The sequence below is a fragment of the Cryobacterium sp. TMT2-15-1 genome (assembly GCF_004402345.1).
GTDB classification, from domain to species: Bacteria; Actinomycetota; Actinomycetes; order Actinomycetales; family Microbacteriaceae; genus Cryobacterium; species Cryobacterium sandaracinum.
This window is the reverse complement of sequence record NZ_SOGD01000041.1, coordinates 73,160-97,342: the sequence shown is the minus strand read 5'-3', so window position 1 is coordinate 97,342 and position 24,183 is coordinate 73,160. Positions and strand designations below refer to the sequence as shown.

22 protein-coding genes are annotated in these 24,183 nt (G+C 68.8%); 11 read left to right on the top strand and 11 right to left on the bottom strand.

Annotated features, from left to right (window positions below; translation table 11 throughout):
• Nucleotides 1-742: TetR/AcrR family transcriptional regulator (locus E3O62_RS11770; RefSeq protein ID WP_134398615.1), on the bottom strand; the 742-nt coding region annotated here is incomplete at its 3' end.
• Between the two features lie 134 nt (nucleotides 743-876).
• Here E3O62_RS11770 and kynA point away from each other — a divergent pair.
• The 7 genes from kynA to E3O62_RS11735 all read left to right on the top strand — a co-directional run bounded on the left by kynA (nucleotide 877) and on the right by E3O62_RS11735 (nucleotide 6,964).
• The gene (gene kynA, locus E3O62_RS11765; protein WP_134395940.1) at nucleotides 877-1,731 is read left to right on the top strand and encodes a tryptophan 2,3-dioxygenase; all 855 of its coding nucleotides are present in this window, start codon (nucleotides 877-879) and stop codon (nucleotides 1,729-1,731) included.
• Nucleotides 1,732-1,738: 7 nt separating this feature from the next.
• Nucleotides 1,739-2,833: an amidohydrolase gene (locus tag E3O62_RS11760; protein WP_134398614.1), complete on the top strand. Its 1,095-nt coding sequence runs from the start codon at nucleotides 1,739-1,741 to the stop codon at nucleotides 2,831-2,833.
• A 171-nt stretch (nucleotides 2,834-3,004) separates the two neighbouring features.
• Nucleotides 3,005-4,414, top strand: a complete 1,410-nt coding sequence (locus E3O62_RS11755; RefSeq protein ID WP_134398613.1) for a kynureninase — start codon at nucleotides 3,005-3,007, stop codon at nucleotides 4,412-4,414.
• Between the two features lie 39 nt (nucleotides 4,415-4,453).
• Nucleotides 4,454-4,723, top strand: coding sequence for a phosphoribosylformylglycinamidine synthase subunit PurS (gene purS, locus E3O62_RS11750; RefSeq protein WP_134398612.1), 270 nt, complete (start codon nucleotides 4,454-4,456; stop codon nucleotides 4,721-4,723).
• Nucleotides 4,723-5,421: a phosphoribosylformylglycinamidine synthase subunit PurQ gene (gene purQ, locus E3O62_RS11745; protein ID WP_134395936.1), complete on the top strand. Its 699-nt coding sequence runs from the start codon at nucleotides 4,723-4,725 to the stop codon at nucleotides 5,419-5,421. Before purS ends, purQ begins: the two co-directional genes overlap by 1 nt.
• A 78-nt stretch (nucleotides 5,422-5,499) precedes the next feature.
• On the top strand, nucleotides 5,500-6,621 hold the full coding sequence (locus E3O62_RS11740; protein ID WP_134398611.1) for a tellurite resistance/C4-dicarboxylate transporter family protein: 1,122 nt from the start codon (nucleotides 5,500-5,502) through the stop codon (nucleotides 6,619-6,621).
• A gap of 10 nt (nucleotides 6,622-6,631) precedes the next feature.
• Nucleotides 6,632-6,964, top strand: a complete 333-nt coding sequence (locus E3O62_RS11735; protein ID WP_134395934.1) for a cupin domain-containing protein — start codon at nucleotides 6,632-6,634, stop codon at nucleotides 6,962-6,964.
• Between the two features lie 71 nt (nucleotides 6,965-7,035).
• Here the strand turns inward: E3O62_RS11735 and E3O62_RS11730 are convergent, their stop codons facing one another.
• Genes E3O62_RS11730 through pdhA form a run of 3 tightly spaced genes read right to left on the bottom strand, consistent with a single transcriptional unit; the run spans nucleotide 7,036 to nucleotide 10,492 of the window.
• Nucleotides 7,036-8,352 (bottom strand): dihydrolipoamide acetyltransferase family protein, encoded by a 1,317-nt coding sequence (locus E3O62_RS11730; RefSeq protein ID WP_174720138.1) that lies wholly within the window; start codon nucleotides 8,350-8,352, stop codon nucleotides 7,036-7,038.
• Nucleotides 8,349-9,365, bottom strand: a complete 1,017-nt coding sequence (locus tag E3O62_RS11725) for an alpha-ketoacid dehydrogenase subunit beta (RefSeq protein ID WP_134398610.1) — start codon at nucleotides 9,363-9,365, stop codon at nucleotides 8,349-8,351. The genes E3O62_RS11730 and E3O62_RS11725 overlap by 4 nt, the downstream gene beginning before the upstream one ends.
• Nucleotides 9,362-10,492 carry a pyruvate dehydrogenase (acetyl-transferring) E1 component subunit alpha gene (gene pdhA / locus E3O62_RS11720; protein WP_134398609.1) on the bottom strand — a complete coding sequence of 377 codons (1,131 nt, stop codon included), beginning with the start codon at nucleotides 10,490-10,492 and terminating at the stop codon, nucleotides 9,362-9,364. The genes E3O62_RS11725 and pdhA overlap by 4 nt, the downstream gene beginning before the upstream one ends.
• A 140-nt stretch (nucleotides 10,493-10,632) precedes the next feature.
• Between pdhA and E3O62_RS11715 the strand changes: the two genes are divergently transcribed.
• A complete protein-coding gene (locus E3O62_RS11715) occupies nucleotides 10,633-11,283 on the top strand; it encodes a TetR/AcrR family transcriptional regulator (protein WP_134398608.1) in 651 nt (216 codons plus the stop codon).
• 104 nt (nucleotides 11,284-11,387) lie between these two features.
• Here the strand turns inward: E3O62_RS11715 and E3O62_RS11710 are convergent, their stop codons facing one another.
• The 5 genes from E3O62_RS11710 to E3O62_RS11690 are packed head-to-tail and all read right to left on the bottom strand — an operon-like array spanning nucleotide 11,388 to nucleotide 18,492.
• Nucleotides 11,388-14,210, bottom strand: a complete 2,823-nt coding sequence (locus E3O62_RS11710; protein WP_134398607.1) for a vitamin B12-dependent ribonucleotide reductase — start codon at nucleotides 14,208-14,210, stop codon at nucleotides 11,388-11,390.
• Nucleotides 14,211-14,268: 58 nt separating this feature from the next.
• Complete coding sequence (locus tag E3O62_RS11705; RefSeq protein WP_241973456.1) at nucleotides 14,269-15,120, bottom strand: ECF transporter S component; 852 nt, start codon at nucleotides 15,118-15,120, stop codon at nucleotides 14,269-14,271.
• Nucleotides 15,117-16,817, bottom strand: a complete 1,701-nt coding sequence (locus E3O62_RS11700) for an ABC transporter ATP-binding protein (RefSeq protein WP_134398606.1) — start codon at nucleotides 16,815-16,817, stop codon at nucleotides 15,117-15,119. The genes E3O62_RS11705 and E3O62_RS11700 overlap by 4 nt, the downstream gene beginning before the upstream one ends.
• Nucleotides 16,814-17,854 carry an energy-coupling factor transporter transmembrane protein EcfT gene (locus tag E3O62_RS11695; protein ID WP_134398605.1) on the bottom strand — a complete coding sequence of 347 codons (1,041 nt, stop codon included), beginning with the start codon at nucleotides 17,852-17,854 and terminating at the stop codon, nucleotides 16,814-16,816. The genes E3O62_RS11700 and E3O62_RS11695 overlap by 4 nt, the downstream gene beginning before the upstream one ends.
• The gene (locus E3O62_RS11690) at nucleotides 17,851-18,492 is read right to left on the bottom strand and encodes a hypothetical protein (RefSeq protein WP_134398604.1); all 642 of its coding nucleotides are present in this window, start codon (nucleotides 18,490-18,492) and stop codon (nucleotides 17,851-17,853) included. Before E3O62_RS11690 ends, E3O62_RS11695 begins: the two co-directional genes overlap by 4 nt.
• A gap of 290 nt (nucleotides 18,493-18,782) precedes the next feature.
• Here E3O62_RS11690 and E3O62_RS11685 point away from each other — a divergent pair, with 290 nt between their 5' ends.
• Entirely contained in the window at nucleotides 18,783-19,334 is a 552-nt protein-coding gene (locus tag E3O62_RS11685) for a cob(I)yrinic acid a,c-diamide adenosyltransferase (RefSeq protein ID WP_134398603.1), read from the top strand.
• A 56-nt stretch (nucleotides 19,335-19,390) separates the two neighbouring features.
• Here E3O62_RS11685 and E3O62_RS11680 read toward each other — a convergent pair whose 3' ends face one another.
• The gene (locus tag E3O62_RS11680) at nucleotides 19,391-19,909 is read right to left on the bottom strand and encodes a hypothetical protein (protein WP_241973458.1); all 519 of its coding nucleotides are present in this window, start codon (nucleotides 19,907-19,909) and stop codon (nucleotides 19,391-19,393) included.
• A gap of 148 nt (nucleotides 19,910-20,057) precedes the next feature.
• Nucleotides 20,058-21,083 (bottom strand): L-glyceraldehyde 3-phosphate reductase, encoded by a 1,026-nt coding sequence (gene mgrA / locus E3O62_RS11675; RefSeq protein WP_134398601.1) that lies wholly within the window; start codon nucleotides 21,081-21,083, stop codon nucleotides 20,058-20,060.
• A 153-nt stretch (nucleotides 21,084-21,236) separates the two neighbouring features.
• Here mgrA and E3O62_RS11670 point away from each other — a divergent pair, with 153 nt between their 5' ends.
• Nucleotides 21,237-21,698 (top strand): DUF3817 domain-containing protein, encoded by a 462-nt coding sequence (locus E3O62_RS11670; RefSeq protein ID WP_134398600.1) that lies wholly within the window; start codon nucleotides 21,237-21,239, stop codon nucleotides 21,696-21,698.
• Nucleotides 21,699-21,814: 116 nt separating this feature from the next.
• The gene (gene purL, locus E3O62_RS11665) at nucleotides 21,815-24,124 is read left to right on the top strand and encodes a phosphoribosylformylglycinamidine synthase subunit PurL (RefSeq protein WP_134398599.1); all 2,310 of its coding nucleotides are present in this window, start codon (nucleotides 21,815-21,817) and stop codon (nucleotides 24,122-24,124) included.
• Nucleotides 24,125-24,183: the final 59 nt, after the last annotated feature.

Below are 24,183 nucleotides of genomic sequence, written 5' to 3'. Positions count from 1 at the left end.
CTCCCGGGGCCGCGCCGGCTCCCGGGGCCGCGCCGGCTCCCGGTGCCGCACCCGTGCCGCGGGAGGCCGCCCGGGTGGCACGACGGCTCAGGCCGTGCACGGCCGCCTGATATTCCTTGGCTCCCAGCGGACGTCCCGGCAGCTTGGGCCGGCCTCGGTCGACGGCCCGCAGCCCGTCGAGCACGATCGACAGCTGGCGCCGCCACTGGCCGGTGTAACCGCCGCCGAGGGTGCCGAGCGAGCCCACCATGGTGACGAGGACCGCGAGGTCGACCGCATCGACATCCGTTCGGAGGTCGCCGTCGCGTTTGGCCTGCGTGACGAGGGCCGACAACACCGCTTTAAACGAGGCCGCTTTACCGCGCGCCGGGTCGACCGTCTCCATGCGCTTGAGGATGGGCGGCAGCGACGGGTCGGCGACGAGCCACTCGGCGACGCGTTCGGTGTAGACGACGATGCCGTCCCACGCGGTGGGGGCGGCCGCAATCTCGTCGCGCACCGAGGCCAGCTCGGCGAGGGAGATGTCGTGCAGGGCCCTGACGAGGTCATCCCGAGTGGAAAAATTGCGGTACAGCGTGGCCACGCCCACGTCGGCGCGGCGGGCGATCTCCTCCAGCGAAGCGTCAACGCCGTGCACCGCGATCAGCGCCCGCGCCTCGACGAGGAGACGCTCACGGTTCTGCCGGGCGTCACGCCGTCGAGGCTGCGCCCCATCCTGCGGGGTCGATTCGGGCGAAGTCATGACCCTGAGTCTAGGTCCCGAACCTTGGCATCGCGGAGGCTCACCTCCACGCCCCCCTAGCAGGTGCCAACTGGTTGCGCCGAACCGGCACTGTCTTGCAGACTGCAGTCAGCACCCGAACGAAACGGAGCACCATGTCGGTCGAGCACAACACCCGCGAGTTCGATCCCGAGATCGTGACGGATTTCCGGGAGCGGATGAGTTACGGCTCCTACCTCGATCTGGACACCCTGCTCGGCGCGCAGAAGCCGGTCAGCTCACCCGAGCACCACGACGAGCTTCTGTTCATCATCCAGCACCAGACCACTGAGCTCTGGCTGAAGCTCGTGCTGCACGAGCTGCGCGCCGCGACCGCGTTCCTCCGCCAGGACCAGATCGCCCCGGCCCTCAAATGCATCGCCCGGGTCAAGCACATCCAGCGCACCCTGACCGAGCAGTGGTCGGTGCTGGCCACGCTCACGCCCAGCGAATACGCCGAGTTCCGGCATTTCCTGGGCAACTCGTCCGGGTTCCAGTCGTATCAATACCGGGCCGTCGAGTTCGCGCTCGGCAACAAGAACAGGCGCATGCTGAGCGTGTTCGAGAGCGACCCGGATGCTCACGCGCTCCTCTCCGAGATGCTCGCGGCCCCCAGCATCTATGACGAGTTTTTGCGCTACCTGCACCGGCAGGGGTTCGCTATCCCGGCATCCGTGCTGGAGCGCGACGTCACGAAGGCGTGGGTGCTGCATCCGGAACTCGTGGCCACCTTCCGCAGGATCTACGAGAACGCGGGCGAGCACTGGGGTGCCTACGAGGCCTGCGAGGAACTCGTCGACCTGGAGGACAACTTCCAGCTCTGGCGGTTCCGTCACCTCAAGACCGTGCAGCGCATCATCGGCATGAAGACCGGTACCGGTGGGTCGAGCGGGGCCGCGTTCCTGCAGAAGGCGCTCGAGCTGACCTTCTTCCCCGAGTTGTTCGCCGTGCGCACCGAACTCGGCACATGAGGCACGGATGACCGGCGGCCTGCCAGGCGGACCGGTGCCGGGCGGATCGGTGCCGGGCGGATCGGTGCCGGGCGGATCGGTGCCGGGCAGGACGGTCGGCAGGACCGTGCTCCCGGGCTTCCTCGATGCGCATGTGCACCTCGCGCTGATCGATCCGGCCCCGCTCACCGCGGGCGGCATCGCGCGCGTGCTCGACCTCGGCGGGTGGAGGCCGCCGCGGCCGACGCTTCCGGTCGAGTCCGACCCGTGGGCTCGACCTGGGCGGGTGGAGGTGGGCACGGGAGAGCCCCAGCGGGCGGGGCGTCCCGCGAGCGCGCTCCTGCCCGAGACCGTGTTCGCGGGGCAGTTCCTCGCCGCGCCGGGCGGCTACCCGAGCGAACGGTCCTGGGCCCCGGCAGGCAGCGTGCGCTTCGTGGCCCAGGCAACGGATGCCGCGGCCGCCGTCGACGACCAGCTGGCGCTCGGGGCATCCGTGATCAAGGTCACGCTGAACGGCGACGCCGGGCCAGTGCTGCCGCGCGCGGTTCTCGCGGCCATAGTCGGGCACGCCCACGATCGCGGGGCCCCCGTTCTCGCCCACGCCGAGGGGGCCGGCCAGGCGCTTCGCGCGTTCGAGGCCGGGGTGGACGCCCTGGCGCACACGCCGTTCAGCGAGCGGCTGGGCGACGAGGTGATTGCGGCCATGGCCGGGCGGATGGCCTGGATCAGCACCCTCGACATCCACGGCTGGGGCGAGCCGACCGACGATTTCGATCGCGCGGTCGACAATCTGCGCCGCTTCCACCGGGCCGGCGGACAGGTGCTCTACGGCACCGACCTCGGCAACGGCCCGCTGCCGGTCGGGCTGAACCGGCGGGAGATCACCGCGCTGCTCGGCGCCGGCCTGAGCGGCGCCGACGTGCTGCGGAGCCTGACCATGGGAAACCTCGGTGGCTTCCGGACCGTGCTGCGCGGCCCAACGGGCACCGAGCGCCTGGTCACGGTGCTGTGTGGCGAGCGCCCGGCCGACCCGGCCGCGTTCAGCGCCTGGCTCGGCACCGCCCGGGCGATCAGCCCGGCCGACCTCGGCGACCTCGGCGACCTCGACCCGCGGAATTCCTGAGCGCACCCCCGACCGCATCCACCGCCGCACGGCCGTCCGCGCTTCCCGCAGTCGCGCGGCCACCCGCGCGGGTGGGATACTTCCAGCGCGGCACGGTGTCGGCGAGTCCCCGGGAAGCGCGCATCGCTGCGCGATGGCTGCCCATCATCCGTTCGACCTCGAGGAATCCAGATGACCCCCCACACCGACACCAGCCCCGCCGGCAACGGCAGCCAGGATGCCCAGCTCGCCTTCGCCCGCCGGATGGACCGCATCGACGGGCTCGGGCACTACCGGCGGCAGTTCGTCGGCATCGAACCCGACAGCGCGACCGGTGCGGCCGGCGTGACCGGGCACACCCCGAGCCTCGTCGCCTACCTCGACGGCAACTCCCTCGGCCGGCCCACCCGGGCCAGCGTGGCCCGCATCACCGAGTTCCTCACCCACGACTGGGGCACCCGCCTGATCCGCGGCTGGGACGAGGCCTGGCTGGACCTTCCGCTGAAAATCGGCGACGACATCGGCCGCGCCGCCCTTGGGGCCGCGCCCGGCCAGGTCTTCGTCGGCGACTCGACCACCGTGCTGCTCTACAAGTTGGCGCGGGCGGCCGTCGACTACCTCCGCGTCGACGTGGAACCGACGCGTACCGAGATCGTGCTGGACACCGACAACTTCCCCACCGACCGCTACCTGCTCGAGGGCATCGCGGCCGAACGTGGCATGACGCTGCACTGGATCCACTCCGACCCCGCGAGCGGCGTCACAGTGGAGCAGGTGCGGCAGGCCGTGGGCCCGCAGACGGCGCTCGTGCTGCTCAGCCACGTGGCCTACCGCTCCGGCTTCCTTGCCGATATGCGCGAGATCACCACGGTAGTGCACGCCGCGGGCGGCCTCGTGCTCTGGGACCTCAGCCACTCGGTCGGCTCCGTGGTGGTCGAACTCGACCTGTGCGACGTGGATCTGGCCGTCGGCTGCTCCTACAAATACCTGAACGGTGGCCCCGGCGCCCCCGCGTTCGCCTACGTGCGCAGCGACCTGCAAGACGTTCTCACCCAGCCGATTCAGGGCTGGATGGGAACGAAGGATGTCTTCACGATGGGCCCGGGGTATGTGCCGGCCGACGGCATCCGTCGTTTCATGAGCGGAACCCCGCCGATCGTGGGAATGCTGGCCATGCAGGATTCGCTCGCGATGATCGAGGAGGCCGGCATCGACCAGGTGCGCGCCAAGTCGGTGGCGCTGACCGAGTTCGCGCTGACCCTCGTGGATGCCTGGCTTGCCCCGATGGGCGTGACTGTGTCGTCGCCGCGAGAGCCCACGCACCGCGGCGGTCACGTGACCGTGAACCACCCCGCTATGAGGCAGGTGACGCAGATCCTGTGGGAGCACGATGTGATCCCCGATTTCCGCACGCCCGATGCACTGCGCATCGGCCTGTCCCCGCTGAGCACAAGCTTTGTCGAGACCTTCGAGGGCCTCGCGGCGATCCGGGACGTGCTGCGCGGTCTGCTGCTCGGGCAGAGCGGGCTTGCCGGCGGAGCCAACGGTGGTCTCGGCACCGGCCTGGCCGGTGCGCTCGGCGGCCTGGGTGTCGGCCTGTAGAATCGTGGCATCCACCCCTCGATGCCTCCGGAGTGAGCTATGCCAACAATCATCGTAGAAGTTATGCCCAAGGCCGAGCTGCTCGACCCGCAGGGGAAGGCCGTCGCCGGCGCCCTGGGTCGCCTCGGAAAGACCCGTTTCACCAGCGTTCGCCTGGGCAAGAGGTTTGAGCTCACCATCGACGGCCACGTCGACGACGCCGTGCTCGCCGAAGTGCGGGAACTCGCCGACACCGTGCTGTCCAACACGGTGATCGAGGATGTCGTCGGCATCCACGTGCTGGAGGCACCCGCCGGAGAGACGCACTAATGCGTATCGGCGTCGTCACGTTCCCCGGTTCGCTCGACGATCGCGACGCCGCGCGCGCGATCCGTCTGGCCGGCGCCGAGCCCGTCGCCCTCTGGCACGGCGAGCACGACCTGCACGGCGTGGACGCGCTCGTACTGCCCGGCGGCTTCAGCTACGGCGACTACCTGCGCTGCGGCGCCATCGCGAGCCTCTCTCCGATCATGGCCGAGGTCATCAGCGCGGCCAACAGCGGCATGCCCGTGCTCGGTGTCTGCAACGGCTTCCAGATGCTGACCGAGGCGCACCTGCTGGAGGGTGGCTTGATCCGCAACGACCACGGCTCGTTCATCTGCCGCGACCAGAGATTGCGCGTCGAGAACGCCCTCACCGACTGGACCGGTGGTTTCGCTGCCGGCCAGGAGATCACCATCCCGCTCAAGAACGGCGAGGGCGGCTTCATCGCCTCCGCCGACACGCTCGAGCGCCTCGAGGGCGAGGGCCGCGTGGTTGTGCGCTACGTCGGCATGAACCCGAACGGCTCGCTCAACGACATCGCCGGCATCAGCAACATGCGCGGCAACGTCGTCGGCCTGATGCCGCACCCCGAGCACGCGGTCGAGCCCGGCTTCGGCCCCGACACCGTCGACGCCATGCGCAGCGGCACCGACGGGATCACCTTCTTCACCTCCGTGATCGAACGGATGCTCGTCAGCGCGTAGCAGCATCCGCTCGCCGTGCGGGTAGGGAGCGTGACGTAGGTGGAGCGCGGCAGGGGGCCGCCGGGCTAGCCTGTCAGGATGACGTCTATCAGTGGTGTGCGCGTGGGTGCCGCTGTCCGAGGGATGCCGCCCGGCTACTTCGCGTTGGTCATGGCCACGGGAATCATCTCGGTCGGGATGAACCTGATCGGCGTCCAGACGCTCAGTTTCGTTCTCATGGTCGTGTGCGCTGCGGCCTACGTGATTCTCGTGGCTCTCACCGGGTGGCGGTTCGTCGCCTACCGCTCGGCCTTCCTTGCGGACATGCACGATCCGCATCGCGGATTCCAGTTCTTCACGTTCGTCGCCGGCACCAACGTCCTGGCTGCCCGCCTGGCCATCGAGGGCTGGTTCGGCCTGGCGACGGTCCTCCTCGGAGTGTCCGGAATCACCTGGCTGCTGCTCGGCTACGCCCTCCCCTGGTTCGCGGTCCTGGGCCGCAGCGAGCGCCCCGTGCTCAACGCCGCGAACGGGACCTGGTTCATCTGGGTCGTCGCCAGCCAGTCGGTCGCCGTCGTGGCAGCCTCGTTGGAGCCCGTGGCGGGCGATGCCCGAGCGCTGCTCGCCGTCCTCGCGATCCTGTCCTGGTCGGTGGGCATCTTCCTCTACGGCGCCGCGGGTGTCTTCGTCTCCTTGCGGCTGGTGCTCTACGAAATCCGGCCCGAGCAGTTGGACCCGCCCTACTGGGTGTCCATGGGTGCCTGCGCGATCACGGTGCTGGCCGGCGCACGGATCGTCGAAATGGCGGACGCACCGATGGTGACCGCGACCCGAGGGCTCGTTGCGGGCGTCTCCGTCATGTTCTGGGCGTTCGCCACCTGGCTCATCCCCGTGCTGATCGCGGTGGGATACTGGCGTCACGTCAAGCACCGGGTGCCGCTGCGCTACGAAGCGACGCTGTGGAGCATCGCGTTCCCCGTGGGGATGTACGCGGTCGCCGGAATCTACCTGGGCCAGGCCGATGACCTTCCGCTGGTCGGACGGATCGGGACCGTCGCCCTCTGGGTGGCCCTCGTCGTGTGGCTGGCCATCTTCACCGCCATGCTGCGCCAGCCGCTGAAGGCAGGCGGTCCACTGCGCGGCGCCCCTGACCAGCTGCACCTGGCCGCCGAGTCGGCAGTCAGCGACGAACCGACCGTCACCGACGGATCGAGAAAGTGAGAACTGAACCGTGCAGAAAATCTCGATCGAGGCGTTCGCCCGTGAACATCTGAAGGCGGCCGCCGCCGGCACCAGTGGTCGCGCAGCCGGAACGGTCTTCGGCGGCCATGAGAAGGTGATGCGTCAAACCGTCATCGCACTGCTGGCCGGGGTCTCCCTGAGCGAGCATGAGAATCCGGGTGAGGCCACCATCCTGGTCCTCAGCGGCCGCGTGCGGCTGAGGGCCGGCGACGACGTCTGGGAAGCACGCACCGGTGATTTCCTGATCGTCCCGGACTCACGCCACAGCCTCGAGGCGGACGAGGACTCCACGGTCCTGATGTCTGTGGCCAAGAAAAGCTAGAACGACAAATAAGTGCCCAGGTGACTCCTCTCGCCGAGATCAGGCCATCAGGCGATCAGGCAGTCCGGTGATCAGGCGATGATCGTCCACGGGTTCTCGATCAGACGGGTCAGCGTCTGCAGGAACTGTGCGGCCACGGCCCCGTCGATGATCCGGTGGTCCGCTGACAGGGTGTAGCGCATCCGGTGCCGGGCGACGATATCATCCCCGACCACGACCGCCTCGCGAGCGGTGCCGCCGACGGCCAGGATCGCCCCTTCGGGCGGGTTGATGATCGCGGTGAACTGCTCCACCCCGAACATGCCGAGGTTGCTGATCGTGAACGTCCCACCCGACATCTGGCCGGCCGTGAGCTTCTTGGCGTTGGCCAGGCCGACAAGCTGCTTGGCCTCCGTACCGAGCTGGCTGACTGTCTTCTGGTCCGCGTCCTCGATCACGGGAACCACGAGGCCGTTGCCCGAGGCGACGGCCACACCGATGTTGACGCGGTGGTGCACCAGCATCTCGCCGCTCGCGTCGTCGATGTAAGACGCGTTGACCTCGGGGTGCTCGCGCAGGGCGAGCGCGCTCGCCCGGATCAGTAGGTCGTTGATGCTCACCTTCGGCCGACCGGCCTGAACCAGTTGCGCGTTCAGCTCGGTGCGCAGCTGCACCAGGTTCTCGGCATCGGCCGCACCGGTGACGAAGAAGTGCGGAATGGTGCGGGCGCTCTCGCCCAGCCGCCGCGCGATGATGCGGCGCATGTTGCTGAGCGGGATGGCCTCGGACGCGCGCTTGTCGACGGTGTCCGGTGAGGTTGTGGCGGCTGCCGCGCTCGGAGCGACGACGGGTGCGGCGGAGTCGGCGGAGTCGGCGGCGGGCGCGGTCGCCTGGGCGAGCAGCGCGTCGGTGTCCGAACGGATGATGCGGCCGCCGGGTCCCGTGCCGCGCACCTGGCTCAGGTCGAGGTGGTGTTCCCGTGCGAGCTTGCGCACCAGCGGAGACGCGAAGAGACGCTCACCGTTCCCGGCGGCAGTCCCATCGGCAGTGTCGTCGGTCGGAGCAGGTGCCGGTGCGGCCTCGGCCGCGGGGGCAGCTTCGGTCGCCGGAGCAGCCGCCGGTGCGCCGGTAGCGGTGGCCGGCGTCGCCGCGGGTGCGGGCGCGGCGCCCGCCTTGCCATCGTCCAGCAGCGCGATCGGCACGCCGATGGAGACCAGCTTCCCCTCGGCCACGAGGTGCTCGGACAGGGTGCCGGCCTCGTAGGCCTCGTACTCCATCGTCGCCTTGTCGGTCTCGATCTCGACGAGCAGGTCCCCGACCTCGACCCGGTCACCGGGCTGCTTGTGCCAGATGGCGATGGCGCCTTCCTCCATGGTGTCGGAGAGGCGGGGCATTGTGATTTCGATCATGATTTTTCACCCATCGGGTAGCGGCGGCGACCGACGGCGTCGAGGGTCTGACGGATGGCGCCGATGACGTCCTCCGCCGACGGCAACGCGGCCGTCTCCAGTGGTTTTGAGTACGGCAGGGGCACCTCGGCCATGGCGACGCGGCGCACGGGCGCGTCCAGGTAGTCGAAGGCGCCGTCGGAGATCGAGGCCGCAATCTCGGCGCCGATTCCATAGGTCAGCCAGTCATCCTCGAGGATGACGGCGGCGTGAGTCTTCTTGACGGACTCCACGACCGTTTCGCGGTCCAGCGGACGCAGACTGCGCAGGTCGATGACCTCGATGTCGAGGCCGTCCGATTCCGCGAGCTGCGCCGCGACCTGAGACGCGACGTGGGCCATCCGTGAATAGCCGATCAGGGTGATGTCCCTCCCCGTGCGGGTGACGGCGGCCTTGCCGATTTCGGCCGGCACGTCACCGTCGGGCACCTCGCCCTTGACGTTGTAGAGCGACAGGTTTTCCAGGAAGAGCACGGGGTCATCGTCCCGGATCGCCGCGATCAGAAGCGCCTTGGCGTCGGCCGGTGTGCTGGGTGCGACGACCTTCATTCCGGGGACGAAGGCGTAGAAGAGCTCGATGTTCTGCGAGTGGGTCGCACCCAGTTGCTGTCCGCCGCCACCCGGCGTACGGATGACGAGGGGCACCCGGGCCTGTCCACCGAACATGCCGTAGATCTTGGCGGCGTGGTTCACGATCTGGTCGAGCGCGAGCAGGGAGAAGTTGATGGTCATGATCTCGACCACGGGGCGGAGCCCGAGCATCGCGGCGCCGATGGCGGCACCGGTGAAACCCTCTTCGGCGATCGAGGTGTCCCGCACGCGTTTCTCGCCGAACTCATCGAGCATGCCCGCGGTGATCTTGTACGCGCCTTCGAAGAGGCCGATCTCCTCACCCATCAGGAACACATTCTCGTCCCGCAGCATCTCGGAACGCAGCGTGTCGTGCAGTGCCTGGCGATAGGTCATGATGCTCATTGGTTGACTCCGTAGTCGGGGATCGGTGCCGGCTCGAACAGAGGCTGCCCGGGCAACCGATGGGAGTCATTGGCCACGGCTGTGGCGTAGGTGTAGTCGAACAGGGTCGACACATCCGGGAACGGGCTGTTCTCGGCGAACGCCGCCGCCTCGGTTGCCTGACGGGATACTTCCTCGTCGATCTTTGCCAGTTCCTGCTCGTCGAGCAGACCGTCCGCGACCAGCTTGTCGGCGAAGGTGTGCACCGGGTCTCGTTCCTTGACCAGGGACATCTCCTCGTCGGAGCGGTACTTGGCCGGGTCGACGACGGAGTGCCCACGCAGTCGTTCCGTCACGACCTCGAGCAGGAAGGGCTTACCGCTGCGAGCCTGAGCAACGGCACGCTGGGCGGCCTCGAACACGGCGACGGGATCGAGCCCATCGACGCGTTCCGACGCCATCCGGTACGCGGATGCGCGCTTGTAGAGGTCCGGCTCGGCCGACGCCTTGTCGACCGTCGTGGCCATTCCCAGCCTGTTGTTGATGATGACGTAGACGATCGGAAGGTTCCAGAGAGACGCGATGTTCAGAGACTCGTGGAATGCTCCGATGTTCGTGGTGCCATCGCCCATCGTGCACAGCACGATCTCGTCGCCGTCGCGGTAGTCGATGGCCAGGGCGGCCCCCGTCGCCAGCGGGATCTGGCCGCCGACGATGCCGTAGCCGCCCAGCATCCGCTTCTCGAGGTCGAACATGTGCATCGAGCCGCCCCACCCCTTGGACACCCCGTCGGCACGGCCGTACAGTTCGGCCATCACCCGGTTGGGGTGGATGCCGCGGGTGATCGCGTAGCCATGCTCGCGGTAGTTGGTGAAGAGGTAGTCGCTCGGGCGCAGCGCGGACATGAGCCCGACGACCGCAGCCTCCTCGCCGAGATTCAGGTGGCAGTAGCCGCCGATCAGCGCTTGCGTGTAGGCCCGTGCGGCTCGTTCTTCAAACCGGCGGATGAGCATCATCTGGCGGTAGAACCCGGTCAAGAGTTCCCGGTCGGCCGGGGAGACGTCCAGTTTGGCGTTCGGGGTCGGTTGGCCCGAAGAGGTCGATGGTCGGGACTTGGTCGCCACGGATGTACGCGGTCGAGTGGTCATGAAAGAACTCCCTGCTCGGCCTTCGTGAGGTCGGAGATCGAAGAGTCGCATCGAATTTAAATGATACGAATTAGTTTCATTCTACATCCGAGAGTACGTTTACGTTTAACGTTTTTTTTCGAAGATCCGGAGGGCCGGCCATGGATTCAGCGACCCCAGCGAGCCCGGTTCGCAAGCGCGGCCGACCCACGGAGGCGGGGCGCGTCGAGCGTCGAGGCCAGATTCTCGACGCCGCGTTGCCGGTCTTCCTTGAATATGGCTTCGGCACGGCGACGGTGGACCGGATTGCCGCCGCGGCCCGCGTCACCAAGCGCACCATCTACACCTACTTCGGCAACAAGGACGGCGTCTTCACCGAGATGCAGCGACGCCTCGCCGCGAACGTCAGTGGCGAGTCTCTCCGTCCGGAGACGCTGGAATCACTCGCCGCGCGTATCGTGTACGGGTTGCACTCGGCTCAGATGATCGGACTGCACCGCCTTGTGATCGCCGAGTCGCTGCGTTTTCCCGAACTCGCCCGACGGCTGCACGACAACGGCGACATGCGCCACATCGCGCGCCTCGCGGACCACATTCGGGCCGAGCACGGCCAGGTGGCCGCTGCCCAGGCCGAGCAGCTCTACGCACTGCTGCTGGGCGAGGACTACCGGAGGCGGCTGCTCGGGCTGCTGGAACCGGTGACCGCGGCCGAGGCCGCGGTCCACGCGCGGTCCGCGCTGGCCGTCATCCAGCTGACGACGGCGAGCCTCCCGTCCGGTGCCGCATCGGCAGCGGGTGCGCCGAGTCCGTGATGACGACCCGACCGTCGCTCCTGCCCTGGCGCATCTCGCCGAGGACGTTGGCTCCTCGAGGCGGCCAGTGGCGACAGCCCACCGCAGTCAGGCCGCGATGCGCCTCAGCTGCAGCCGCTCGTGCTGCCACAGCTTTCGCACACGTAGCACGAACCGGACGGGCGCATGGCGGTGCCGCACGACATGCACAGCGGCGAATCCAGGCTGAGACCCTGCTGCGCCTCGAGCAGTTCCGCCGAGGAATGCACCGGCCGAGTCGCCACTACCGCCGGCCCGGCCGGAGGCAGCACCGGGCTCGGTTCCGCCGTTTCCGTTGCGTCATAGCCACCCGCATCGAGCTGCGAGACGCGTTCGGCGGTCGTAAAGATCCCCATCGCGGAGCGCGTGGCGTAGGGCAGGTGGTCCAGGGCCAGGCGGCGGAAAATGTAGTCCATCATCGACTGCGCCATCCGGATGTCCGGGTCATCGGTCATCCCCGCAGGTTCGAAGCGCAGGTTGGTGAACTTCTCGACGTAGGTTGGCAGCGGCACCCCGTACTGCAGGCCGATGGAGACCGCGATGGAGAACGCGTCCATGACCCCGGACAGAGTCGAGCCCTGCTTGCCCAACCGCAGGAAGATCTCGCCGAGTTCCGCGTTGGGGTACAACCCCGCCGTGAGATGTCCCTCGGCCCCGGCGACGGCGAAGGACGTGGTGATCGACGTGCGGGACTTCGGCAGGCGCCGGCGGATCGGAGGTGTCGCTGACTGCGCCGACAAGGGCTGCGCGACCGGCAGGGGGACCGGGTCGGCCTTGCCGTCCGACAGGGGCTGGCCGACCTTGCAGTTGTCGCGGTAGATGGCCACCGCCTTAAGCCCGAGCTTCCAGCCCTGGAAGTAGACCTCCTCCACCGCGTCGACCGTGGCGCTCTGCGGCAGGTTGACGGTCTTGGAGATGGCTCCGGAGAGGAACGGCTGAACCGCGGCCATCATGCGCACGTGGCCCATTGGCGCGATGGCCCGCTGACCCATGGCGCAGTCGAAGATCGCGTAGTGTTCCGGCTCGAGTCCGGGAGCATCGACGACATGCCCGTGCAGGGCGATGTGTTCGACGATCGCCTCGACGGCCTCCTTCGAATACCCCAGGCCGCGCAGCGCGCGGGGGACGGTCTGGTTGACGATCTGCATCGAGCCGCCGCCCACCAGCTTCTTGAACTTCACCAGCGAGAAATCCGGTTCGATTCCCGTGGTGTCGCAGTCCATCATGAAACCGATGGTGCCGGTGGGCGCGAGAAGGCTCGCCTGCGCGTTGCGCCAGCCCGACACCTCTCCGAGCGTGACGGCCTCGTGCCAGACGCCCGATGCCCGATCGTGGATTTCTCCGCTCATGCCATCCATTGAGTGCAGCGTGATGTCCGCTGTCGCGTGCTTCTGCATCACCCGGGTGTGGGCCTCCGCGTTCTGCGCGAAGCCCTCATAGGGGCCGACCACCCCGGCCAGCTCGGCGGACCGCCGGTAGGCGGTTCCCGTCATCAGGGAGGTGATCCCGGCGGCCAGGGACCGCCCGGACTCGGAATCGTAGGCGTGGCCGGTGGCCATCAGCAGGGCGCCGAGGTTGGCATAGCCGATGCCCAGCTGGCGGAACGCACGGGTCGTCTCGCCGATGGTCGCTGTGGGGTAGTGGGCGAAACAGATCGAGATGTCCATCGCCGTGATGATCAGCTCGACCGCTCGAACGAACGCATCGGTGTCGAACACGTCCTCCCCCGCGGTGTCGGTGCGGAGGAAGGCGAGCAGGTTGAGGGAGGCCAGGTTGCACGACGAGTTGTCGAGCGACATGTACTCGGAGCAGGGATTCGACGCCGAGATCCGACCCGATTCGGGAGTGGTGTGCCAGTCGCTGATGGCGCCGTCGTACTGGATGCCCGGGTCGGCGCAGTCCCACGCCGCCTGGGCGAGCTGACGGAACAGGGCCGCGCCGCTCACCGACTCGATTTCGCTGCCGTCCTGGCGGGAGGTGAGGGAGAAGCTGGTGTCGTTCTCCACGGATCGCATGAACGCGTCGGTGACCCGAACCGTGTTGTTGGCGTTCTGGTACTGCACGCTGGCCAGGTCCTCGCCGCCGAGGTCCATGTCGTAGCCGGCGTCACGCAGAGCGCGGATCTTGCCTTCCTCCCGCGACTTGGCCTCGATGAATTGCACGATGTCGGGGTGGTCCACGTCGAGCACCACCATTTTCGCCGCCCGCCGGGTCGCCCCACCGGACTTGATCGTGCCGGCGCTGGCGTCGGCGCCACGCATGAACGAGACGGGCCCACTGGCGGTTCCGCCGGAGGAGAGCAGTTCCATGGAGGACCGCAGGTTGGACAGGTTCACTCCAGCCCCGGAGCCGCCCTTGAAGATCATCCCCTCATCGCGGTACCAGCCGAGAATGGATTCCATGGTGTCCTCGACGGCGAGGATGAAGCAGGCGCTGACCTGCTGCGGCGAGGGTGTCCCGACGTTGAACCACACCGGGGAGTTGAACGAGAAGACCTGGTGCAGCAGCAGCCAGGTCAGTTCCGCCCCGAATATCTCCGCGTCATCATCGCCGGCGAAGTAGCCGTTCGCCGCCCCGGCAGCGACATACGCCCCGACCACCCGGTCGATCAGCTGCTTGAGGCTGGACTCCCGCTCGGACGACCCGACGGCCCCGCGGAAGTACTTCGTGCTGACGATGGTGGAGGCGTTCGCCGACCAGGTGTCCGGGAACTCGACGCCCGTCTGCTCGAAGACGGTTTCGCCGCTCTTCCAGTTCGTCTGCACGACGTCGCGGAGCTCCCAGACCACCTCGTCGTAGGGGTGAACCCCGGCCGTGCTGAAGTGGCGCTCGATGGCCAGTCCGGCGCCGCGCGCGCCTTTCTTACTTCCGCCGGACCCGGCTTCGGCGTTCTGATTCCTGTTACTCACGTTCGCTCCCCATTCACGACACCCGAATTCAGGATCACTACCAGTGGGTGTCAACTACCTAGTGAACCACTACATGTAGTGATTTTGTTTCTTTCGGCTTCGGCTCGGGCGTGTCCCGTGCGGGCAGTGCGGCGGAGAAGAAGGCCCGCCTCGCCGTGCGGCGCAGGGCTGCCAGCACGGGCCAGCCGATCAGTGCCACGCCGCCGGCCAGCACGATGGCCCGCATCAGGTCCCAACCGAAAGAGGTTGCGATGCTGAAGCGGAAAAAGGTCGTCAGCGTCTCGCCGAGCGGAGCCCCCGGAACGAAGCTGAGCGCCGTGTCCGGCCCCAGGGTGAAGGGCCAGAACGACAGGTTCATCGCCTGCCCGTAGACGAATCCGCACAGCGCCGCATAGAACGCGAGCACCACGATCTCGGTGCGTCCGCGAACCCGTGCGGGCAACAACCCGGCTCCCATCCCGCTCCAGGACGCGGCGAGCATCTGAAACGGCAGCCACGGCCCGACCCCGCCCGTGAGGAGCGCCGACGCGAACAGGGTCGTCGACCCCAGCGCGAAGCCGAATCCCGGCCCGAAGACGCGCCCTCCGAGAATGATGAAGAAGAAGACGAATTCGATGCCGGCGCTGCCGGCCGAGAGCGGCCGCAGGTCGGCGCCGACACCGGAGAGCAACCCGAGGATCGCGATGGCCTTGACGTCGATCCCGCCGTCGCCGAGGGCGACCAGGACGGTCGCCATCACTCCGACAAGCACCGCGCCGAGGATCAGCGGAGCGCTCGCATTCCGCTCCAGGAGGGTGCCCCGGCCCGCGAACAGCGGCCAGCCGAAGGCAAGAATCCCCACCAGGGACGCCAGCATCAGGGCGAGAACCGTGCGCGGCGGCACCGGAAGCGCACGGCTGCCGGTGATCACCGGGCCACCATCAGGGCGCGACGCACGGCGTCGACCGTCAGCAGGGGCACCGGGCGCAGGATCTTCGCGACCTGGGGCGCGAAGCCGGGTGAGGTCGAGAGCACCTCGCGGGCGGAGCCGTCAGCGACGATCTCGCCGTGGGCCAGCACGACCACCCGGTCGGCGACCCCCGCCACGAATTCCACGTCGTGGCTGGACAGCAGCACGCTGCCTCCCGCCGCCGCACGGTCTGCGATCTCGGCGGCCACCCGCCCCTTCGTCGCGTAGTCGAGTCCCCGGGTCGGTTCGTCCAGCAACAGGATGCGCGGGGACGCGGCCGACTGGATCGCCAGCACCAGCGCCAGGCGCTGCCCCTCGGACAGGTCCCGGGGATGCCGGCCCGGCGGGATTCCGGGGGCCAGCCGCCTCAGAATGGCCGCGGTCGCACCCGGGACCGCGGCACCCTGCCGATCCGAGTCTGCGCACTCCGCCGCCACCGTGTCGAGGTAGAGCAGGTCGGCCGGCACCTGCGGCACCAAGGCGATCTGCCTCCGCGCCAGATCCGCCCGCAGCGTCGCCGGGTCGACGGCCCCGGCCGTCCCGCCGGCCGGCGGCCGAGGCCACCGGAACGCGCGGATCGGGGGTGTCCCGGCCGGGAGCCGCCCCTCGGGCAGAGCGATCTGCACCGTTCCGCCGGCTCGCCGTCCGGCCCTCTGCAACGCCCAGAGCAGCGACGACTTGCCGGAACCGTTCCGACCCATCACCGCGACGATCTCACCGGCCCGCAGGGACAGGTCAACACCGTCGAGGGCCGGGATCGCCCCATACCGCACTCGGAGTCCGCGGGCGGAGAGAATGACCGTGCCCGTCGGTTCCGGTGGTGCGGCGGGCGGGGCCGCCGCGCTCCCCTGCAGCCGTGCCCGCAGGGCCTCTGCCTGACGGCGCGCGTCCCGCACCGACACCGGAAGTGGATCCCAGCCCATCAGACGTCCGAGCTCGATCACCGGAGGGGCGATCGGGGAGGATGCCAGCACCTTTGCCGTGGGGCCGTGCGTGGCGGTCCCGTCCGGATGGAGACGGATCGCGGAATCCGCGAACTGGGCGACGCGCTCGAGGCGGTGCTCAGCGAGCAGAACCGTCATGCCGACATCCTGAACCAGCCGGCTGATCGCCGCGAGCACCTCTTCGGCGGCCGTCGGGTCGAGCGCCGAGGTGGGTTCGTCCAGCACCAGGACGCGGGGGTGGCTGGTCATCACCGCACCGAGCGCGACCCGTTGCTGCTCACCACCCGACAGGTCGGCGAGGGCACGTCCGCGCAGCGGTTCCAGGCCGAGCAGGTCGACGATCTCCTCGACGCGTTTGCGCATCACGGCGCCGGGCAGACCGAGCTGTTCCATGCCATAGGCGAGTTCTTCGTCCACCGTGTCGGTCACGAATCCCGCCGCGGGGTCCTGGCCGACGACACCGACGAGATCAGCGAGATCGCGCGGGCGGTGCAGTCGGGTGTCACGGTCGTCCACCGTGACCGTGCCCTGCAGCAGGCCGCCCGTGAAGTGCGGCGCGAGCCCGTTCACCAGTTGCAGCAGGGTCGACTTGCCGGATCCCGTCGGGCCGACCACGAGGCACAACTCGCCCTCCGGGATGGTGAGGTCGAGGCGGATCAACGCCGGTTCCGGGGCGTCGGGGTAGGTGAACGTGACCCCGTCGAGCCGGATCATCGCACGGACCGTGGTGCGAGTGCGGCCGGCATCGCCGCGATGGCGGCGAGGAGGATCGGCATCAGCCAGCCCAGCAGATATACACCCGCAACCGGTCGATTCCCGCTGCCGGCCGCGACGGTCACGAGAACGGCCACGGTGATCCCGGATGCCGCGACGAGGCTCTCCTGCGCCCGCCAGGGATCCGGCCGGTAGCGGGTGTGCCGGATCCGGTGCGACGCCACGATCAAACCCGCGACCGCCACCATGGCGCTGACCGCGAGCAGCGGCAGTCCCAGCCGGCTCGGCGCGGTCCCGTCCAGCAGCACGTAGGTGCCCACCACGGCGCCGAGCAGGGCAACGAGCATCAGCGGCAGCACCACCCGGCTCCCCCGGCCGGGCACCGAGCGCGCACAACCGCGGGAGTCCATCGACGCGGCCAGGGCGAGCACCCGGTCCAGGGCATCCTGCAACACCGGCATCCTGGGGGCGAGCGCCGCGCGCATCCCGCGCGGGCGGTGGCCGCGCAACGAACGGGCACGCTGCACGCGTCGCCACGAGCCCACGAGTTGGGGTGCGAGCGTCACCGCGATGACAACCGCGGTGCCGAGCTGGTGCAGGGCCGCCGGCAGACTCCGCAGAGCCCGCTTGGGGTTGGCCAGGGCGTTCGCGGCCCCGATGCAGATGATCAGTGCCGCCAGCTGGAAGCCGGTGAAGGCCGCAGACAGCAGGCCGGGAAGCGAGACGGGGCCCAGCAACTGGATGCCGCCGGCCCACCGGGGAAGCGGGATCCGCGGCAGGGCGATGATCGTCGGGTCTCCCGTCTTGAGGCCCACGAGCACATGGAAAGCGACCCGGACCAGCACGATCACCGCCCCCAGAACCAGATAGGCGGGAAAGGCCCTGGCCCAGGGGGACTCATCCCGGCAGGAGAAGACGACGACCACGGCGGCGGCCACGATCAACCCGACCAACCAGGCGTCTTCGGTGCGCGTCGTGGCCAGCGCGAGGCCGAGCGCCCACACCCACCACGCCATCGGGTGCAGGGCAACGCTCACGGCCGGGCCTGAGCCTTCCGGCGACGCACGAACAGCACGATCGCGGCGGCGATCAGCAGGAGCAGGGATGCGGACGCAACGGCCGTGATCACCAGGCCGTCTCCCTGAGACGACTCCTCCTGCGAGCTCCCCGAGGCCTCGGTTTCCACCTCGGCCGGCGGACCCTGTTCCGTGGCGGTGCCGCTGCCGGGTCCGACCGAGCCGTCGTTGTAGCGCCACCCCTCGACCTCGCCCCGCACGGGGGCACTGGCGTCCGCACCGACGAGGTAGCTGGTCCACGCGTCCCCCGGCTGCGCGTGCCAGTACGACCAGAACGATCCGTCAAAGGTCGTCGGGCACGGGTCAGGCAGGCTGTCGATCGCGCAGATCATGCCGGGTGCGGAGTCCTGGGCCGTGAAGCCGGCCGAGGACAGCGCGTCGCGACCGGTCTCAGGGTCGCCCGGTGCGCATCCCGTCGTCGTCGTGCCGCCCAGATCGCTGGAATCGACGACGACGGTGACTCCGGTGCCGGCGGCGCACGCGTCGGCGCGGCTCTGGGCGTTCGCCGAGACCGAGGGTGACGCCAACACCACCAGGCCGGTGGTGGCGATCGTCAGGAGGATTCCGGCGAAGGTTCGGAAGTGTGCGCGGGCCGTCATTGCGGGCCTTTCCTGCAGTTCGCGATGAAAGCCCGAACTGTTCCTCGACCTTGCGGCGCGCGAAACGCGCGACGCGAGGAGGTCTCGCGAATCTGAGCCCCGTGTCGCAACCACGTCGATAGGGGTGGTGATGTTCCGTGCGTGGGCGACCTTCAACCGGTGGCCAGACGCCTCGCGTGCCGAGGGCAGACAGCCCCCACCGGTCCGCGAATGCATGAAACGATGGAATCGTCCGGAGCTAGTCCAGCGACTTCGTCAGCCTAGTCCGGCGATCAACGGAAGGCCACGAAATGGCAAGAATCTACACCAGGACCGGCGACGCCGGCAGCACCGGGATGCTTCACGGCGGCAGGGTCTCCAAGGGTGATGAACTCATGGACGCGGTCGGCGATATCGACGAAGCGGTGTCGGCCCTCGGCATCGCGCGGGCGGGCTGCGCCGAGCCCGAGCATGCCGCGATCCTGTTCCGGGTGCAGCGCGATTTATTCGTCGTCGCAGCCGATCTGGCCGCCAACCCGGAGCGCCGCGACCGCCTCGTCCCGCGCATATCGCAGGTCGTTCCCGAAATGGTCACGGAGCTGGAGGAACTCATCGACCGGCTCGTCGCCGCCCGGCCGCTGCGCCCGGTCTTCCTGATCCCCGGGTCGACGCCCACCGAGGCCGCCATCGACCTGTCCAGAACGGTCGTGCGGCGAGCCGAGCGGCACACGGTCCGGGCGGGAGCGGCCGGTCACTTGGTCAGCGATGACGTCTTCCACTACCTCAACCGGCTGTCCGACCTGCTCTACGTGCTCGCCCGGCACTCGGCGGGCCCTGAGGCAGAGCCCGCCAGCCACGACTAGGGACAACCGGAATCGGATCCCGTCCTGCCTGCTTCCTGCTCTGAGGACACCGTGGCTCAGGACACCGTGGCCGTCGCCGGAGGAGCCGGCAGGCGAGACGACGGCCTGCGCCGAGCACCCCAGGTTCGCCGCCATCCGGCACGGTCGAGGCCGGGTGCCGCCGACAGTCCTCCCGGCGGGACCGTGTCCGATCGGGCGGACGGCCGTGCGCTGACGTCGGTGAACTCCGGGACCGCAATTTCGTGGTCGATGACCGCACCGTCGGCGATGAAAGCCCCGCGGCCGATGTCCGTGTTACTGGCCAGGCGCGCCTCGTTTCCGACAATCGCATCGGCCCCGACATGCACGTTCGCGCCGACGAAGACCCGCGCTCCGATGATCGCCCCGTGGTCGATCCAGCTCCCCTGCCCGATCCACGATTCAGGCCCGACCTGAGCGTCACTCTCCACATACGTTGCGCTCGACACGTAGGCGCTCGGGTTCACCTGGGCGCCGGGCGACACCAGTCCACGCCCGTTCTCGTGACGCCGGTACTTCGTCACTTCGCCCTTCTCGAGTTCCACTTCCACACTCATTCTGGCCACTAGCAGTCTCCTCGATCTCATCGTGCGATTTATTAAAAGGATAACTCTGCTTTTAATAACCTGTCGAGGAAAGTTTCCCGGCGCTCACGGCGCGGGCGCCGCAGCGGCCCGCCCGAGTCATCCGTCGATGTCGCCAAGGCTAGACGGCGCTAGACGGCTCCCACAGGTTGATGCCCATGTCGACGGCGTGCTCGTCGATCGCCGCGATCTCGGCGTCGGTGAACGCAAGGTTGTCGATCGCGGCGACGTTCGTCTCCAACTGCTTCACCGAGGAGGCGCCGACCAGCGCCGTGGTGACGGTTTCGCGTCGCAGCACCCACGACAGGGCGAGCTGGGCGAGCGACTGACTGCGGGCATCCGCGATCTCGGTCAGGGCACGGATGCGCCCCACCGTCGCATCGTTCACCATGTCGCGGCTCATCGAGCCGGCCTGCGAGGCGCGGGACCCCTCGGGCACCCCGTTCAGGTAGCGGTCGGTGAGCAGCCCCTGCGCCAGCGGGGAGAAGGCGATGCAGCCGACGCCGAGGTCGTCGAGGGTGTCGAGCAGTCCGTCTTCGACCCAGCGGTTGAACATCGAGTACGAGGGCTGGTGGATCAGCAGCGGCGTGCCCATCTCGGCCAGGATCGCGGCGGCCTGCCGGGTGCGCTCGGGCGAGTACGAGGAGATGCCGGCGTACAGCGCCCGACCGCTCGTGACGGCCGTGTGCAGCGCGCCCATCGTCTCCTCGAGCGGGGTGTCCGGGTCGGCCCGATGGGAGTAGAAGATGTCGACGTAGTCCAGGCCCATGCGGCCGAGGGACGCGTCGAGGCTCGAGAGCAGGTACTTGCGGGAACCCCACGAGCCGTACGGGCCCGACCACATGCCGTAGCCGGCCTTGGTCGAGATGACCAGCTCGTCGCGGTGCGAGGCGAAATCCTGCGCGAGGTGCACGCCGAAGTTGCTCTCGGAGCTGCCCTTGGGCGGGCCGTAGTTGTTGGCCAGGTCGAAGTGGGTGACGCCCAGGTCGAAGGCGCGGCGCAGGATGGCGCGCTGTGTCTCCATCGGTGCGGTGCCGCCGAAATTCTGCCAGAGGCCCAGCGAGATCGCGGGAAGTTTGAGGCCGCTGCGCCCGGTGCGGCGGTAGGGCATGGAGTCGTAGCGGGTGTCTGCGGGAAGGTACGTCATCCCTTCAGACTCGCACAGTCGGCTGGGCGGTCCTCTGCCCCACTGATCCGTCGTGACATCCGATCGACCGATGCGCGGCTCCGCCGCAACCCTGCGAAGATCGAAGCTCCCCCTTTTTTTCGTCCCGTTCCCCACCCCCTGGAGTGTTCCCCCGTGTCTCCCCGCCTCTTCTACCGCACCATCGCCATCGCTGAGGCGGTGACCTGGACCCTCCTGATCGGCGGCATGCTGCTGAAATACGTGGCGGATGCCGGCGGCACCCCGGTGCGGATCGCAGGCTCCCTGCACGGGTTCGTCTTCATCAGTTACGCCCTGACCGCCGTGCTGGTGGGCTTGAACCAGCGCTGGCCGGTCCGTCTGATGGTGCTCGCCGTCGCCACGGCGATCGTGCCCTACGCGACGGTGCCGTTCGACATCCGTCTCGACCGCACCGGCCGGCTCGACGGCGACTGGCGCCGCGTCGCCACCGACGACCCGCGCGACCACACCCGGGTGGGCACGCTGCTGCGCTGGATGCTGAACCGTCCGGTGATCCTGATCAGCAGTTTCGCCGTGGCCGCGGTGGCGATCATGACGGTGATGCTGTCGCTGGGTCCTCCCGGCGGGCGCAGCTAGCGGGCGGCCAGGCCGCGGCCAGGCTCTAGCCGGGCGGTCTCGGAACCGGCGCTGAAGCGGCGCGGCGGGTAGACTCGCCAGGTCAAGCATCCGTTATCTCTGGGAGAACGCCACTCGTGACCGCTGTTACCACCACACCCTCCCGCGGCATTGCCGACACCGTTGCAAACGCGATTGCGACGCCCGAGAAAGAGCAGCCGTTCGACGCGCTGGGGTTGACCCCGGGCGAGTACGCCGAGATCCGCCAGATCCTCGGCCGCCGCCCCACCAGCGGCGAGCTCGCCATGTACTCGGTGATGTGGAGCGAGCACTGCTCCTACAAGAGTTCGAAGAAGTACCTGCGCTCGTTCGGCGAGAAGGTCTCCCCCGCCATGAAGAAGAACCTCATGGTCGGCATGGGCGAGAACGCCGGCGTGCTGGACGTCGGCGAGGGCTGGGCGGTCACGTTCAAGATCGAGTCCCACAACCACCCCTCCTACATCGAGCCGTTCCAGGGGGCCGCGACCGGCGTCGGCGGCATCGTGCGCGACATCATCTCGATGGGCGCCCGCCCGGTCGCCGTGATGGATGCCCTCCGCTTCGGACGTCTCGACGACCCCGACACCGCCCGCGTCGTGCACGGCGTCGTGTCGGGCATCTCCTTCTACGGCAACTGCCTCGGCCTGCCCAACATCGGCGGCGAGACCTGGTTCGACAAGGTCTACCAGGGCAACCCGCTCGTCAACGCGCTCTCCGTGGGCGTGCTGCGCCACGAGGACCTGCACCTCGCCAACGCCACCGGCGCCGGCAACCAGGTGGTGCTCTTCGGAGCCCGCACCGGCGGCGACGGCATCGGCGGGGCATCCATTCTCGCCTCGGACACCTTCTCCGAAGGCGGCCCGACCAAACGCCCCGCCGTGCAGGTCGGCGACCCGTTCGCCGAGAAGGTGCTGATCGAGTGCTGCCTCGAGCTCTACCGCGAGAAGCTCGTCGAGGGCATCCAGGACCTGGGCGCCGCAGGCATCTCCTGCGCCACCAGCGAGCTCGCCTCCAACGGCGACGGCGGCATGTTCATCGAGCTCGACAAGGTGCTGCTGCGTGACCCCACCCTGACGGCCGAAGAGATCCTGATGAGCGAGAGCCAGGAACGCATGATGGCCGTCGTCACCCCGGAGAAGCTCGCCGGCTTCCTCGCTGTCACCGCCAAATGGGATGTCGAGACCAGCGTGCTCGGCGAGGTCACCGACTCCGGCCGGCTCATCATCGACTGGCACGGCAAGGAGATCGTCAACGTGGACCCGCGCACTGTCGCGGTCGACGGGCCGGTCTACGACCGCCCGGTCGCCTACCCCACCTGGCTCGACGGGCTGCAGGCCGACACCGCCTCCGCGCTGCCCCGCCCGACCTCACCCGAGGTGCTGCGTGAGCAGTTCCTGGCCCTGCTCGGCTCGCCGAACCTGGCCGACCCGAGCTGGATCACCGACCAGTACGACCGCTACGTGATGGGCAACACGGCCCTCTCGTTCCCCGACGACGCGGGCATGATCCGGATCGACGAGGAGTCGGGCCTCGGCTTCGTCATCGCCACCGATGCGAACGGCCGTTACTGCCAGCTCGACCCGTACCGCGGCGCGCAGCTCGCTCTCGCCGAGGCCTACCGCAACGTGGCCGTGACCGGCGCGGTGCCGGTCGGCATCAGCGACTGCCTCAACTTCGGCTCGCCGGAGAACCCCGAGGTGATGTGGCAGTTCGCCCAGACCGTCGACGGTCTGGCCGACGGATGCCTGGCGCTCGAGATCCCGGTCACCGGCGGCAACGTGTCGTTCTACAACCAGACCGGCGACCAGCCGATCCACCCGACCCCTGTGGTCGCCGTGCTCGGCGTGATCGACGACGTCGCCCGCCGCGTGCCCAGCGGCTGGCAGGACGACGGCCACAACATCTACCTGCTCGGCGTGACCCGCGAGGAACTGGACGGCTCTGCCTGGGCCGATGTCATCCACGACCACCTGGGCGGGCTGCCGCCCGTCGTCGACCTGGCCGGCGAAGCCGCCCTGGCGGGGCTGCTGCACGCGGCGTCGATCGAGGCGCTCATCGACAGCGCCCACGACCTCAGCTCGGGTGGGCTGGCGCAGACGCTGGCCGAAGCGGTGCTCCGGTTCGGGGTCGGAGCCCGCGTGTGGCTCGGCGACATCTGCGAGCGCGACGGCGTGGACGCATCCGTCGCCCTGTTCTCGGAGTCGGCCGGACGCGTGATCGTATCGGTTCCTCGGGAAGACGACGTAAAGTTCCTCGGACTCTGCGAGGGGCGGGGCTACCCGGTGCTGCGCATCGGCGTGACGGACGCGACCTCGGCGAGCCTGGAGATCCAGGACCACTTCACGGTGTTGCTCGCCGACCTGCAGACGCGTCACCGCAGCACCCTCCCCTCCCGTTTCGCGCAGTAGGGGTTCCTCCTCTGCCCGTTCTCCCGCGTCCCTCCTCCCTCCGCCCGCCCGTCCGACCC